The sequence below is a fragment of the Pseudomonas lijiangensis genome, assembly GCF_018968705.1.
Lineage (GTDB): Bacteria > Pseudomonadota > Gammaproteobacteria > Pseudomonadales > Pseudomonadaceae > Aquipseudomonas > Aquipseudomonas lijiangensis.
Genome location: NZ_CP076668.1, coordinates 220196 through 234594, shown reverse-complemented (window position 1 = coordinate 234594; position 14399 = coordinate 220196). Strand labels below are relative to the sequence as shown.

At 59.2% G+C, this 14399-nt stretch carries 15 protein-coding genes; 7 read left to right on the top strand and 8 right to left on the bottom strand.

Annotated features, from left to right (window positions below; translation table 11 throughout):
* Positions 1-10 precede the first annotated feature (10 nt).
* Positions 11-1021, bottom strand: a complete 1011-nt coding sequence (gene hemB, locus KQP88_RS01110; RefSeq protein WP_025257988.1) for a porphobilinogen synthase — start codon at positions 1019-1021, stop codon at positions 11-13.
* A 232-nt stretch (positions 1022-1253) separates the two neighbouring features.
* Between hemB and KQP88_RS01105 the strand changes: the two genes are divergently transcribed.
* Entirely contained in the window at positions 1254-1901 is a 648-nt protein-coding gene (locus tag KQP88_RS01105; RefSeq protein ID WP_200993623.1) for a DedA family protein, read from the top strand.
* Positions 1902-1979: 78 nt separating this feature from the next.
* Here the strand turns inward: KQP88_RS01105 and KQP88_RS01100 are convergent, their stop codons facing one another.
* A complete protein-coding gene (locus KQP88_RS01100; protein ID WP_216704607.1) occupies positions 1980-3854 on the bottom strand; it encodes a cytochrome c/FTR1 family iron permease in 1875 nt (624 codons plus the stop codon).
* A gap of 337 nt (positions 3855-4191) precedes the next feature.
* Here KQP88_RS01100 and KQP88_RS01095 point away from each other — a divergent pair, with 337 nt between their 5' ends.
* The 4 genes from KQP88_RS01095 to KQP88_RS01080 are packed head-to-tail and all read left to right on the top strand — an operon-like array spanning position 4192 to position 7338.
* Positions 4192-5586: a COG3014 family protein gene (locus tag KQP88_RS01095; RefSeq protein WP_200993627.1), complete on the top strand. Its 1395-nt coding sequence runs from the start codon at positions 4192-4194 to the stop codon at positions 5584-5586.
* A 13-nt stretch (positions 5587-5599) separates the two neighbouring features.
* Complete coding sequence (locus KQP88_RS01090) at positions 5600-5971, top strand: YcfL family protein (RefSeq protein ID WP_117163721.1); 372 nt, start codon at positions 5600-5602, stop codon at positions 5969-5971.
* Between the two features lie 38 nt (positions 5972-6009).
* Positions 6010-6597, top strand: a complete 588-nt coding sequence (gene lpoB / locus KQP88_RS01085; RefSeq protein ID WP_200993701.1) for a penicillin-binding protein activator LpoB — start codon at positions 6010-6012, stop codon at positions 6595-6597.
* Positions 6598-6600: 3 nt separating this feature from the next.
* Entirely contained in the window at positions 6601-7338 is a 738-nt protein-coding gene (locus KQP88_RS01080; RefSeq protein WP_216704606.1) for a penicillin-binding protein activator LpoB, read from the top strand.
* 76 nt (positions 7339-7414) lie between these two features.
* On the opposite strand, the gene KQP88_RS01075 is transcribed toward KQP88_RS01080, so the two are convergent.
* The 3 genes from KQP88_RS01075 to KQP88_RS01065 all read right to left on the bottom strand — a co-directional run bounded on the left by KQP88_RS01075 (position 7415) and on the right by KQP88_RS01065 (position 10634).
* The gene (locus tag KQP88_RS01075) at positions 7415-8047 is read right to left on the bottom strand and encodes a LysE family transporter (protein WP_200993630.1); all 633 of its coding nucleotides are present in this window, start codon (positions 8045-8047) and stop codon (positions 7415-7417) included.
* A gap of 66 nt (positions 8048-8113) precedes the next feature.
* The gene (locus KQP88_RS01070) at positions 8114-8707 is read right to left on the bottom strand and encodes a mechanosensitive ion channel family protein (protein ID WP_025257980.1); all 594 of its coding nucleotides are present in this window, start codon (positions 8705-8707) and stop codon (positions 8114-8116) included.
* A 16-nt stretch (positions 8708-8723) separates the two neighbouring features.
* A complete protein-coding gene (locus tag KQP88_RS01065; RefSeq protein WP_216704605.1) occupies positions 8724-10634 on the bottom strand; it encodes an ATP-binding cassette domain-containing protein in 1911 nt (636 codons plus the stop codon).
* 46 nt (positions 10635-10680) lie between these two features.
* On the opposite strand from KQP88_RS01065, the gene KQP88_RS01060 reads away from it, so the two are divergent.
* Positions 10681-11145 (top strand): TIGR02444 family protein, encoded by a 465-nt coding sequence (locus KQP88_RS01060; protein WP_216704604.1) that lies wholly within the window; start codon positions 10681-10683, stop codon positions 11143-11145.
* Here the strand turns inward: KQP88_RS01060 and KQP88_RS01055 are convergent.
* Entirely contained in the window at positions 11142-12155 is a 1014-nt protein-coding gene (locus tag KQP88_RS01055; RefSeq protein ID WP_216704603.1) for an AlgP family protein, read from the bottom strand. The genes KQP88_RS01060 and KQP88_RS01055 overlap by 4 nt on opposite strands.
* A 216-nt stretch (positions 12156-12371) precedes the next feature.
* On the opposite strand from KQP88_RS01055, the gene KQP88_RS01050 reads away from it, so the two are divergent.
* Entirely contained in the window at positions 12372-13046 is a 675-nt protein-coding gene (locus KQP88_RS01050; RefSeq protein WP_095067334.1) for an FKBP-type peptidyl-prolyl cis-trans isomerase, read from the top strand.
* A 59-nt stretch (positions 13047-13105) separates the two neighbouring features.
* Here KQP88_RS01050 and rsd read toward each other — a convergent pair whose 3' ends face one another.
* Together rsd and KQP88_RS01040 are read right to left on the bottom strand one after the other, a co-directional pair.
* Positions 13106-13579, bottom strand: coding sequence for a sigma D regulator (rsd, locus tag KQP88_RS01045; RefSeq protein ID WP_216704602.1), 474 nt, complete (start codon positions 13577-13579; stop codon positions 13106-13108).
* 173 nt (positions 13580-13752) lie between these two features.
* Positions 13753-14280, bottom strand: a complete 528-nt coding sequence (locus KQP88_RS01040; RefSeq protein ID WP_216704601.1) for a disulfide bond formation protein B — start codon at positions 14278-14280, stop codon at positions 13753-13755.
* Positions 14281-14399 lie beyond the last annotated feature (119 nt).

Below are 14399 nucleotides of genomic sequence, written 5' to 3'. Positions count from 1 at the left end.
TCCTGTGAGGCTATTGCCCTTTTAACAGTTGAGCAGCACGGACGGCGAAGTAAGTAAGAATGCCATCAGCACCTGCGCGTTTGAAGGCGGTAAGGGATTCGAGAATCACACCCTCACTCAGCCAGCCGTTCTGGATCGCAGCCATATGCATCGCATACTCGCCGCTCACCTGATAGACAAAGGTCGGGACCTTGAACTCATCCTTGACCCGATAAAGGATATCCAGATAAGGCATGCCCGGCTTGACCATCACCATGTCCGCGCCTTCAGCCAGGTCGGCGGCCACTTCATGCAATGCTTCGTTACTGTTGGCCGGGTCCATCTGATAGGACGCCTTGTTGGCCTTGCCCAGGTTCAGTGAAGAACCTACCGCATCACGGAACGGACCGTAATAGGCGCTGGCGTATTTCGCCGAATAAGCCATGATCCGGACATTGACGTGCCCGGCAAGTTCCAGGGCTTCACGAATGGCCTGGATGCGACCGTCCATCATGTCCGAAGGCGCAACCACCTGGGCACCGGCGTCGGCATGGGACAGCGCCTGTTTCACCAGTGCGTCGACAGTGATGTCGTTCTGCACATAGCCTTCTTCATCAATGATGCCGTCCTGACCGTGGGTCGTGAACGGGTCCAGCGCAACATCGGTGATCACACCCAGCTCTGGAAAACGCTCACGCAACGCACGAGTCGCACGCTGGGCAATACCGTCCGGGTTCCAGGCTTCGGCGCCATCCAGAGATTTTTTCTCCAGTGGCGTCACCGGGAACAGCGCCAGCGCCGGAATCCCCAACGCAACCCAGCCTTCAGCCTCTTGCAGCAGCAGATCGATAGTCAGACGCTCGACGCCAGGCATCGAGGCAATGGTTTCCCGACGGTTTTCACCATCAAGTACGAATACGGGAAGAATCAGATCATCGACGGTCAGTACATTTTCGCGAACCAGTCGACGAGAAAAGTCGTCGCGACGATTACGGCGCAGGCGAGTGAGAGGAAACAGGCGGTTTGCGGGGGTAAAGCTCACGGCGAGACTCCTGTAGCCCGCATACGCGGGCAAGCGCGACAGTTATAAGCCGCCATTATGACCAATGTGTGACAGTCATAGTGTGACCTGCGACGGTGGGCCGCAGAAAAGGCCTACAACAAGGACGGGACATTGTGGTTGTAGGAATCTTTAACGTCGAGACACATATCGACACTTTCATGATTGTCCTAGGCGAGTTAGGCTGCGCGTTCATTTCGCCAGCATCCAGACAATGCTCCAGAATTTCTTGAACGATTTCGGCTACTTTGCCCTGTTCCTGGGAACCTTCTTTGAAGGCGAGACCATCCTGGTTCTTGCCGGATTTCTGGCTTTCCGTGGATACATGGACCTCAACATGGTCATTCTCGTGGCTTTCTGCGGGAGTTACGCGGGCGATCAGCTGTGGTACTACATGGGGCGCAGGCACGGCCGCAAACTGCTTGCACGCAAGCCACGATGGCAGCTCATGGGCGACAAGGCACTGAGGCTGGTACGCAAACATCCGGATATCTGGGTGCTGAGCTTCCGCTTCGTCTACGGCCTGCGCACGGTCATGCCCGTGGCCATCGGCATGTCCGGCTACCCGCCTTTGCGCTATCTGGTGCTCAACGGCATCGGTGCCGCGATCTGGGCTGCGGCCCTGGGCTCGGCGGCTTACCATTTCGGTGCCGTGATGGAAGGCCTGCTGGGCAACATCAAGAAGTACGAGCTTTGGGTCCTGGGCGGCCTGCTCCTGCTCGGCCTGGCCCTGTGGCTGCGCCGCCGCCTCAAGAACGCCCGCATCGCCCGCCAGGAAAAACTCTGCTGCGCCTCGACAGCGGCATCCGATATAGACGTCGAAGCTCCGGTCGATCTTCAGAAGAAGACGGATAGCAAGTAAGCGGCAAGCTACAAGCTTTAAGCCTCAAGCTTGTAGCTTGTAGCTTGTAGCTTGTAGCTTGTAGCTTTTGACTTAAAGCTAGCCCCTAAACCGGCTACGCCCGTACAACACCGCAATCGCCAGCAGCGCAACTGCCTGCGCGCCCAGCGAATACGCATCGGCGTGAATGCCCAGCCAGTCGAACTCGAAGAACGGCACAGGACGCGTGCCGAAGATCCCCGCTTCCTGCAATGCCTTGACGCCATGCCCGGCGAACACCACCGACAGCGCGCACAGCAGCGCGGCGTTGATGCCGAAGAACAGGGACAGCGGCAGTTTTGCCGAACCGCGCAGGATCACCCACGCCAGACCCACCAACAGCACCAGCGCCGTGGCGCCGCCGGCCAGTACGGCGTTGTGTCCAGCAGGTCCTGCCTGTAGCCACAGGGTTTCGTAGAACAGAATGACCTCGAACAGCTCCCGATAGACCGAGAAGAACGCCAGCACTGCAAAACCGAAACGTCCGCCACCGCCAACCAGACTGCTCTTCACATAATCCTGCCAGGCATCGGCATGACGACGGTCATGCATCCAGACACCAAGCCACAGCACCATGACGCTGGCGAACAGCGCCGTCGCGCCTTCCAGCAGTTCACGTTGCGCGCCGCTGACATCGATGACGTAAGCCGCCAATGCCCATGTCGCCAGGCCCGCCAGCAGCGCCAGGCCCCAACCCGCGTTGACGCTGCGAACTGCCGATTGCTGGCCGGTGTTGCGCAGGAACGCCAGGATCGCTGCCAGTACCAGAATCGCTTCCAGACCTTCGCGCAGCAGAATCAGCAGGCCGGAGATGTAGCTCAGGGAAACGCTCAGGCCATCGTTGCCCAGCAGGGCTGCGGATTCCTTGAGTTTGGCCTTGGCGGCCTCCAGCTTCTGCGCCGCCTGGGCCAGCGGCAGACCGTCCTGCAATGACTGCCGGTAAGCCATCAGGGCTTTTTCGGTGTCTTTGCGCACGTTGGCATCGACGTTATCCAGCGAGCTTTCGACCAGTTCGAAACCTTCCAGATAAGCCGCAACCGACAGGTCGTAAGCCTGTTCATGGTCGCCCGCGCTGTACGCCGCCAGGCTCTTATCCAGAGTGGTACTGGTGTAATCGAGCAGTTGCGCCGGGCCACGCTGGACCTGCGGCGGCTGCGCACGCTGGGCACGGAATGTCGCGGCGGCTTCAGGGCCTTCGGCGGCACTGACCTCTGCAGGCGTCTGACGTGCCAGATCCGCCAGATTGAAGGTCTTGGCTGGCGTGCTCACCGGCTGCGCACTGAAGCTCGCAATGTAAGTCGCGATATCCCAACGCTGGCGGTCGTCGAGCTGGTCGGCAAAGGCCGGCATGTCTGTGCCGCTGATGCCCAGCCCCAGCGTATTGTAGAGGTCGTAGAGACTCAGGCGATCCAGCCGTGACGCATCACGCAAGTCTGAAGGCGCGGGCTCCAGGCCAATACCGGCCGGGCCATCGCCGGCACCGGTATCGCCATGACAGACCGAGCAGTTCTGCGCATACAACGGCGCACCGCGAGCAGGGTCTGGCGTAATGATCGGTGCCTGACTGACTTCATAGGCGACGGCCAGCCGTGCGCCCAGTTGCCGGGCCTGACGAGCGACAAGCGCGCCATCCTCACGTGTGCTCACCGCGTCTTTCAGGGCTGCAACCCCCTGCTCCAGCGCATCGCGCTCGGCACGCTGCGGCAAGGCAACGATCAGGCCCTGCAATGCGTCGAGAAACTCGACCTGCTCCCGGTATTCGGCTTCATCGACGACCTTGCCGTCAGCGACGGTGGCCGGGTAGTCAGCGCCGATATAGTCCAGCAGATGCAGCGCCTGGGCAGCGCCATCGACGGGGTCGGCCAGCAGGCCGAAGCTGCATAGCGCAAGCAGCGGCACCAACAGCCAGGCCATGAAACGGGAATGCAGAGGCATGAAACGATCTCGACAGGAATTCAATGCGCTGCATTGTTCCTGTCCATCTGCCTCGACTCAATACTCGACCCCGATATTTGTGACAAAACATTACTAAAAACCCGAGACAGCGCGATGACGGCCCAGAAGGCCGTTCTCCTGCCCAAATAGTGTCGATTGCAGCCAGCCAAAAACAATCGCGCCAAATGACATCAAAATGCCATTGCCAGCCTGAAAACCCGACCTATAATCCCACGGCTTTTTCCAGCAGATGGAAGAGACACATACTCATGCAGCACTTTGCTGCTTGTCCAAATGGACTTACGTAGCCGCCTTCGGCTACAGAATGGAAATCATCATGCCCTCCCGTTTTCTGACCGCCTCTGCGCTGGTCGCCTCTGTTCTGCTGACAGGGTGCTCCGTCTTCCGTAGCTATGACTCCGAACTGAAGGAAACCAACCAGCAACTGGCCAGCGGCAATGTCGATGCCGCCCTCGGCACACTGGAAAAAAACAACACCGGCGAAAACAAAGACCTGCTCTATTACTTCGAGAAAGGCGAACTGCTGCGCTCCAAGGGCGATTTCGCCGGCAGTCAGGCGGCCTGGCGCACAGCCGATCAGGTGGTGTTCAAGTGGGAAGAAGCGGTCAAGTTCGACACCGACAAATACCTCGCCCAGTTCGGCAGCTTCCTGATCAACGACAAGGTGCGTCGCTACGAAGGCTATGACTATGAAAAGGTCATGCTGACCACCCAGATGGCGCTCAACCTGCTGGGCCAGAACGATTTCGACGGTGCCCGTACCGAAATCAAGAAGACCCACGAACGTGAAGCCGTGATCGCCAACCTGCGCGACAAGGAATACTTCAAGAGCGAGCAGGAAGCCGAAAGCAAGGGCGTGAAAAACCAGTTCAAGGACCTCAAGGGCTACCCGGTCGAGTCACTGGACGCGCCCGAAGTCGTTGGTCTGAAGAACAGCTACCAGAGTGCGTTCAGCCATTATCTGGCAGGTTTCGTCTACGAAGCCCTGGGGGAAAAAGACCTCGCCGCGCCGGGCTATCGCAAGGCCGCAGAACTGCGCCCCAACACTCCATTGCTGGAAAAATCCCTGGCCGATCTCGACGCGGCGGCCAGCAAGGATGGCAGCAGCGAAGTACTGCTCGTGGTCCAGAGCGGTTTTGCTCCAGCCCGTGATTCGGTAAATATCCCGCTGCCATTGCCGATCAGCGGCAATCTGGTCATCACGCCGCTGTCATTCCCGGTCATCAAGCCGGATACCAGCACCCCGATCGTCACCCAGATCACCCTGGACGGCCAGCCGCTCAACCTGACGCTGCTCAACAGCACCACTGACATGTCGCGCCGCGCCCTTCGCGACGACATGCCAGGCATCATCGTGCGCACCACGCTGCGCGCCATCACCCGTGGCGTTGCGCAAAAACAGCTCAACGACGTCAACCCGCTGGCCGGTCTGGCAGTCGGTATCGCTTCGGCCATTACCGAGGGTGCTGACACCCGCACCTGGCGCACCTTGCCGGACAACACACTGGTGGCACGACTGCGTCTGACGCCGGGCATGCATCAGGTGGTATTGCCGAGCACCCTGGGCGGCACGCATGTGCAGGTCAAGGTCGATCAGCGCTATCAGGTCGTCACCCTGCGCGCCCTGGGCAATCAGGTATTCACCAATGGCCTCGCGGCCCAGGTTACTCCCGTGAATATCCCGCAAGCCCTTGCCGTCAAACAACCCTGAACGGAGATATCCCATGCGTATCAAGATTTTCGGCGCACTGGCGCTGGCCCTGCTCGCAGGCTGCGCAACCCCGCCACCTCCGGCTCCGGGCAGCGCAGCCAGTAAAGTGGTCGCACTTGGCGACATCAAAAGCATTGAAGTCGGCGCCATGCGTGTGGCTCGGGAAAATGGCTTCCTGACCGTCAAGGCTCAGTTGACCAACACCAGCAGCCGCAACAAGACGATGTACTACCGCTTCGCGTGGCTGGGTAACGATGGTTTTCCTGTCGCAGACGAAGAAGCCTGGAAAAGCCTGATGATCTATGGCTCGCAAAGCACCACGCTGCCAGCTATCGCACCCAATCCGCGGGCAACCGATTTCCGTCTTGAAATCAACACGCCTTGATCCACGCCCAGTTACGCTCACAGAAGAGTCCACACATGCTGTTTACACGTCTTTGCTCCATCGCCGCCCTCGCCCTGCTGGCCAGCGGCTGCGCCAATAACTCTCCGGTTCTTGGCAGCAAGAACATCAGTTATGGCGATACCAAGGCAGTCGAAACGATTACCAACGAATTCGGCTCCACCGACCTGCAGATGATCGCCGAGAGCATGACCCGCTCGCTGGCACAGTCCGGCATCCTGCAAGGCCGTCCGGTGGTTCAGGTCTACGATGTGAAGAACAAGACCAGCGAGTACATCGACACTCGCGAAATCACCACCACCATCAAGACCCAACTGATGAAGAGCGGCGTAGCCCGTTTCGCCAGCGACAACACCGAGATGCAGAGCCAGGTCGACCAGCTCAAGCTGCAGAACCAGAGCGGCCTGTACAAGCAGAGCACTGTCGCCAAGACCGGCAACATGATCGCCGCCAAATACCGCCTGGAAGGCTCGATCAGCTCCATCGTCAAGCGCAGCGAGGATTACAAGGACGTCTTCTACAAATTCAGCCTGCAACTGATCGATGTCGAAAGCGGCCTGGCAGAGTGGATGGACGAAAAAGAAATCCGCAAGACCACGGAGCGCTGAGTGATGCGTGCATGGATTGGCATTATCGGCCTGGCCTGCGCCTTCTCGGTTCAGGCAGCCCCAAAGATCGCCGTGACAGGCATGGCCTATCAGGAACGTGTGGAGCAATACATCCACACCGTTTCGGCGAAAAGCGACATGAGAGCCAACTACTACAGCGAAAGCGGCTCGTCGAGCTATGAAGAATACGAGTCCCGCACCAGCTACATCGAACAGAGTGAACTGCAGAAATTCAGCGGTGACATCAGGGGCGAGATCCTGAAGTCCGGGCTGTTCCAGCTGGTGCAGGGCACGCCTTACAAGACCGGCTCCAAAGAAGATGTGTACGACGTCATCGCACGCATCAAGAGCGGCCACTTCAAAGGTGCTGACTACGTATTGTTCGGCGCACTGTCGGACATCGACTTTCGCCAGGACGTAGGCGAAATTGCCAATACCAATAGCTACTCGGCCATTATGGGGCTGACAGTGGTCGGTGATTTCAGCCTGATCAACACCCGCACCTACGAAATCACCTCGGCCTTTACCGCCATGGGCGAAAGCCAGGACACCAAGCTGGTCAACAGCCGGGACGTGAAGATTTCCATGAACCGGGGTCGCGTGGTACGCGATGCCTCAAAGTCGATCGGCGTCGACGTGGCGCGTCAGTTGCGTGAGCAATTGCGTGGAGAAGTGGAATACACCGAACAGCCCATCCAGCAGAACCTGCCACGCGACGAAGCGCCACGGATTTTGCGTTGAGTCCGTAGGAGCGAATTCATTCGCGAAAAATGTCGCCTTCAATGACGTCTCGCGAATGAATTCGCTCCTACAGGTTTCAAGCAGTTCCGCGGTGAAGTGTCGCCAGAAAGCCCGCAGCCCCTACAAACAGGCTGGCGAAGGTGCGGTTCAGGCGGCGTTGTTGTTTCGGGGTTTTCAGCAGGCGCAGTACGCGGGACGCAAGGCCGGTGTAACCGGCCATCACCACTGAATCCACGGCCACCATGGTCAAGGCTATGATCACGTATTGAGCCAGCAGCGGTTCGGCAGGGTCGATGAACTGCGGCAGGATCGCCAGCATGAACACCAGCGCCTTGGGGTTGCTGATGTTGACCAGAAAGCCACGCAATACCAGGCTCAACGGCTTGCCGATCGGGCGAATCGCCGACTCATCGGACAGATCGCCAGGCAGCGCCCGCCATTGCTTGATCCCCAGATAAACCAGGTAGGCCACACCAAACCATTTGATCAGATTGAATGCCAGTTCGGAGGCGCCCAGTACAGCGCCCAGACCCGCCGCGACAATCGCGATCTGCACCACCAGGGCGATCTGCAGGCCCAGCGCATTCCAGTAGCCGCGCCAGAAACCGTATTGCAGGCCACAGGACATCGACGCAATGGCGCCTGCCCCGGGAGATAAACTGATAATCCAGCAAGCGGCAAAAAAAGCCAGCCACGTTTCAAGCGCCATCACACACCTCAAGTCCAGCAAAGCCCGATAGCTGCTAACTTAGTGCGTAATGCAATTGATGACTAATTATTTCTGCTCGCCCATCGGCTTCTCAATCATCACCTGCGGGACGATATCGCTGCCCCGCCAGCGGCGAACCGCTTTCTGGAAGAACTGACTGTTGGGCACTTGCACCAGCGCACCACCCGCCTCGGGCATTTCGATGAGGGTAGTGAACATCAGGTTGATGGCGACGACCCGGCCTTTGACGCCGGGTTTGTCGAGTGTTTCGACCAGTTCAACCACATCGCCGATGCGGAAAGGGCCGATGGTGAAGATCAGAATGGCGCAGAGCAGGTTGGACAGCACACTCCACATCGCGAAGAACGCGACGGCGGCTACCGCGACAAAGCCCGACAACGCAGTCCACAGTACCGTGGCAGAAACGCCGAGTCGGCCCAGGACAACGACAAACGCGCTGCCCATGATCAGCCAGCGCAAACCGCCACGCACCGGCACCAGCAGCTCCGGCGGCAGCGGATAACGTTCGCCCAGGCCCGTCAGAAAACGGCCGATTACCCGCTGCAGTACGTAACCCGCCAACAGAATCAACAGGATCTGCACGCCCAGCCAGAGCGGTTCGATCCAGTAGGCCGTCAGCGTCAACCCGAAAAAGTCCATCAGCCCCTCACTTCAATTACGACAATGCTTCCAGTTCGGCCTGCATTGATTCCAGCAGCTCCAGCGCTTCCATCCAGGCCTCTTCCAGCTCGGACTCCCGCGTCTTCAACCTGGCTTGTTCCGCAAGCAGATCGCGCAGTTTGTCCTTGTTGGCAGCCTCGTAGTTGGTACTGTCGGCCAGGGCTTCTTCGACCTTGGCCAGCTTCTCGTGCAGGGTTCCCAGCTCACGCTCCAGCTTGTCGGCTTCGCGCTTGTGCGGAGCCAGTTGCTGACGCAAGGCTGCCGCCTGCTGACGCTGGGCTTTCTTGTCGGTCTTGTCGGCGTTGACCGGTGTGTTGCTGACCGGCGCATTGCGCAAACGGTAGTCAGCCAGCCAGCGCGTATAGTCGTCCAGATCGCCATCGAACTCCTGCACCCGGCCATCGGCGACCAGCAGGAAGTCATCGGTGGTGCTCTTGAGCAGATGCCGATCGTGGGAAACCACCAGTACCGCGCCACTGAACTCCTGCAGGGCCATGGTCAGCGCCAGGCGCATTTCCAGGTCCAGGTGGTTGGTCGGTTCGTCGAGCAGCAACAGGTTGGGTTTTTCCCAGGCAATCAGGGCCAGTGCCAGACGCGCCTTTTCACCACCGGAGAAATTCACCACCGGCTCGTCCAGGCGAGCGCCACGGAAGTCGAAGCCGCCGAGGAAGTCGCGCAGTGTCTGCTCGCGCTCGGTAGGTGCCAGACGCTGAAGATGCAGCAAGGGGTTGGCCTTGGCATCCAGAGAGTCGAGCTGATGCTGGGCAAAATAGCCAACCGTGAGGTTTTCACCCCGCACCAGACGGCCACCCAAGGGCTCAAGCTCGCCCGCGAGGTTTTTGATCAGGGTCGATTTACCCGCGCCGTTAGGCCCCAGCAGACCGATGCGCGCACCCGGCGTCAGTTGCAGTTTGACCTTCTCCAGGATGGTCTTTTCGCCATAGCCCAGACGTGCTTCGGACAGATCCAGCAACGGGCTGGAGATTTTGTCGGACTCACGGAAAACGAAGTTGAATGGCGAATCCACATGGGCGGCGGACAGCTCTTCCATGCGCTCAAGGGCCTTGATCCGGCTCTGTGCCTGACGGGCCTTGGTGGCCTGGGCCTTGAAGCGCGCAATGTATTTTTCCATATGCGCACGTTGCGCCTGCTGCTTCTCGTAGGCCTGTTGCTGCTGGGCCAGACGTTCGGCACGGGCACGCTCGAAGGCGCTGTAGCCACCGCGATAGAGGGTGATCTTGCGCTGCTCGACATGGGCGATGTGATCGACCACCGCATCAAGGAAATCACGGTCGTGGGAAATCAGCAGCAAGGTGCCGGGGTAGCTCTTGAGCCAGTCTTCCAGCCACAGAATGGCGTCCAGGTCCAAGTGGTTGGTCGGCTCATCGAGCAGCAAGAGGTCCGAAGGACACATCAGGGCCTGCGCCAGGTTCAGGCGCATCCGCCAGCCACCGGAGAAACTGCCGACCTGACGTTCCATCTGCTCGTTGGTGAACCCCAGGCCCGCCAGCAGTTTGCGGGCGCGGGCATCGGCGGTATAACCATCGGCACTGTCGAGTTCGGCATGCAGCCGCGCCTGGGCGGCACCGTCCTGGGCGGCTTCGGCTTCAGCGAGCTGACGCTGAACCTCTCGCAGGCGCAGGTCGCCGTCCAGAACGTAGTCAACACCCAGACGCTCAAGGGTATCGACCTCCTGGCGCATGTGTGCGATACGCCAATCGGCAGGCAGCAGGCAGTCGCCGGAGTCAGGCGTCAGTTCACCGCGCAGCAAAGCGAAGAGGCTGGATTTACCGGCGCCGTTGGCACCGATCAGACCGGCTTTCTGGCCGGCGTGCAGGGTCAGCTCGGCGTCTTCTAGCAGACGTTGCGGACCACGCTGTAAGGTAAGGCTTTGAAGTCGAATCATAATGGCGGCGGAGTCTACCAGCTTCGTCTCAAACAGGTAGCTCACTATGCCTTCTGACCTTTGGAGTTTCACCCTCGATTTCTATGCCAGACCCGGCGTCGAAGAGGCCTGCCTGCGCCTGCAAACCAACGGGGCCAATGTGTGCATGGTGCTTCTGGGTGTCTGGCTGGGCAAACGCGGCGTGAAATGTGATGCCCGGCGATTACAGGAAATCGGACAGTTGGCGATGCCATGGCACGACGACGTCGTGCGCCCTCTCAGGGAATTGCGCACGCAATGGCGTGACGCGGCGCGACTCGACCCGGCATTGGGATCGTTGCGTGAACGGGTGAAAGCGCTGGAACTGGAAGCCGAGCAGCAGTTGCTCGCACGATTGCAGACACTGACGCAGGACTGGACAGTTGATGAGGCAGAGGACTTGCAGAGCTGGCTGAACGGGCTGGCCGCAGAAGCCGCCGACAAGGACCGCGACGCGCTGCAGAGGCTGCGCGTCGCGGCGGATCAGCCTTAGGACGCCGTGTTAGGCGTGACGCTATTGGCTGTCGATGGAGCAGTTGCAGCCGGTGCGGCTGGTGCAGCGGCTGGAGTAGCAGCCGGTGCTGGCGTGGCCGGTTTGGCGGCAGCCGTTTTTACCGCTGGCTTGGCAGCAGGTTTGGCTGCCGGTTTTGCGGCGGGCTTGGCTGCTGGCTTGGCGGCAGTTTTGGCAGGTGCTTTGGCCGCTGGTTTGGCAGCGCTGCTGGCAGCAGGTTTGGCCGCTGCCGGTGCTTTGGTTGCTGCTGGCTTGGCTGCGGGTTTCGCTGCAGGTTTGGCAACCGGCTTGGCAGTCGCTTTGGCGGCGGCAGGTTTGGCAGCAGCGGTTTTAGCCGCGGCTTTTACTGGAGCCTTGGCAGCAGGAGCCTTGGTCGCCGCAGGTTTGGCAGCCACTGGCTTGGCAGCAGCCGGAGTTTTCGCGGCTGTTGGCTTGGCGGCAGGCTTGGCAGCAGATGCAGCCCTGGCAGCCGGTTTCGCAGCTGGCTTGGCCGCAGCTTTGGCTGGCGCCTTGGCAGCAGGTGTCTTGCTCACGGTTTTTGCAGCAGCGGTTTTTGCAGCAGGAGCCTTGGCAGGTGCAGCAGGCTTGGCTGCGCGAGTGTCCAGAATCTTGCCGACCGCCTCTTTGACGCGACCAACGCCCTGGGCAAGCTTCAGGCTCTCTTGAGCATCGCGCTTGAGCTGCAGGATGTAAGTGCGGGTTTCGGTCTGGCGATCCTTGAGTGCGTCGAGCAAGTCTTCAAGTTCTGCAATGGCATTCTTGGCCTTGGTCTGGGCCTTTGCCTTGCCGGCAGCCGCAGCATCCTGCAATTTGGTGCGGGACTTGTGCAGTTTTTCCTGCGCTTTACCACGTTGTTTTTCAAGCTTGGCGAGCAGTTTCTCGGCATCGGACAAGGCTTGGGAGCAGGCGTCTTCCAGATGTTCGAGCAAGCTGCCCGACAATTGTTGGAGCAGGTGCAATGGAGTGTTTACTGGCTTCTTTTTGGCCGACATGACTTACCTCCTGGCTGACGAAATTGCGGCCCATACTAGACCTCTGTCCGCAGTGCCGCTAGGGCATCTTGACAGCGCCGGACGCACCCTGTTGCATACGAGCACAAATCATTGATGCAACTGCTACAGGGGCAATACAAAATTCTCTTGCCAGGAGTCATCACCGCACGCCCTCGCACTGGCATAATCGCTGACTTCCCGGGCCGGAGAGCATTCATGTCGCGCTACCTGTTAACGTCGTTGTTCCTCTTGATTCCTCTGGCGCATGCAGGTGAAACCGCACCGGCGCAGGACTCTCACGATCTCGCGTACAGTCTGGGTGCCAGCCTGGGTGAGCGTCTGCATCAAGAGGTCCCGGACCTGGACCTGAAGGCATTGGTAGAAGGCTTGAAGCAGGCTTATCAAGGCAAGCCGCTGGCGCTCAAGCAAGAACGCATCGACCAGATTCTCAGGGAGCATGATGCAGCCCTCGCGCAAGCCGAAGCCTCGGGCACCGACGCCCAGAGCGAGGCAGCGCTGACAGCAGAGCGTCGTTTCATGGACAGCGAGAAAGCCAAGCCCGGCGTGAAGACGCTGGCCGACGGCATTCTGATGACGGAACTGACTCCGGGCACCGGTCCCAAGCCTGAAGCCAATGGCCGTGTCGAAGTGCGCTATGTCGGACGCCTGCCCGACGGCACGATCTTCGATCAGAGCACTCAACCGCAGTGGTTTCGACTCGACAGCGTGATCAGTGGCTGGACCACGGCCCTGCAAGGCATGCCGGTAGGCGCGAAGTGGCGTCTGGTGATTCCTTCCGCCCAAGCCTATGGCGCAGAAGGCGCAGGCGATCTGATCGATCCGTTCACGCCGCTGGTTTTTGAAATCGAGCTGGTCGCTGTCTCGCAGTAACCGACGCCCTGAAATGCGAAAGGGTGCGAACGCACCCTTGGCAACACGACAGGAATGAATCAGGCCTGAGAAGCGGCCTCTTCCTTGTGGGAGTTGTGCAGGACTTCGATCAGGCAATCTTCCAGCTCGAAGCGCTCATGCAACAGCCCACCCAGCGTCTTGAACTCATTGGCAAACCCTGCGCCGTTGGAGCAATCGCCCTTTTCGCAGCGGTCGTTGAAAGCCAGAGCAAGCTTGGTGATACCTTCCAGACGCGGATAAATCGTATCGGCCAGTTCAAGCCCGCGCTCATCGTTGAACGCCTGAGCTTCGCTGTTGAGCTGCTCGTAGATTTCGAAATGGCCAGCCGAAACGTAGTCGACCAGGATTTCACAAAACTTCAGCAGCGCACCACGATCCGCGGCCAGTTGCCCGGGCGTGTCGCCGAGAACGTCATAGGCTCGAATCAATTCATGACGGTCCTGGAGCCAGCGATCAATCAACAGATTGACGCCACCCCAGCGTTCCTGAGTATTGCGACAACTTTCCAGCATGATGTTCTCTCTTCCCTTAAGGGGCATGCGGTCCTGTGCTGGCCTTACAATATCGCAAGAACCGAGCCTGTAAAAGCGTCAGGACAGCATACTCCCAATGACGCGTGCGGCTCAGATTATGCCCGCACGACAAGGCCATCAAGGTACGCAGGAGAGAAAGTTCATACAAGCGTTTAATACCCTGCGTCAGTATCGACGGACATCCAGCGATGTAACCCACTGAAAAGTGGGTACAACGCCAGCAGGCACAGGATCACAAAAGCCAGCAGGCTCCACTCGGGAAGAGTGATATCGAACAGTGACCAATTGATTTCGGCGCACAGGTAAGTACCGCTGTGCGAAGGCTCGCTAACGTTCTCGAGAGAAAATGCATTGAGCAAATGCTGGTATTGAGTCACGACAGGCATCAACTCTTCGACCGACGCGGTCTGCAGCCATATATGAAAACCCGCCACCAGGGCACCCGGCAGCGCCAGTGCCAGCAAGACCACGCAATAACGACGCCAGCCGGCTTCCTGGGGCGCGTGAATGGCCGCAATCAGACAGACCAGGCCACACCCGATGACGAACGCTCGCTGTATGAGACAAAGGATGCAGGGGATCAGGCCAAACGCATGCTGCAGATAAAGGGTAGCGCCAATGATCAGTGCACTTGCGATGAATGCCAGGAAGAACAAGGTACGCGTGCGGGCCAGATACATGGCAAATCCGTAACGAATGAGACGAGACAGTTACGGTAGAGGAAAGCACACAACGCTTTCAAGGCGACGAAGTACGGATGCTTCGCTGTTTGCAGGTGAAAGAAAACACCAGATCGGGG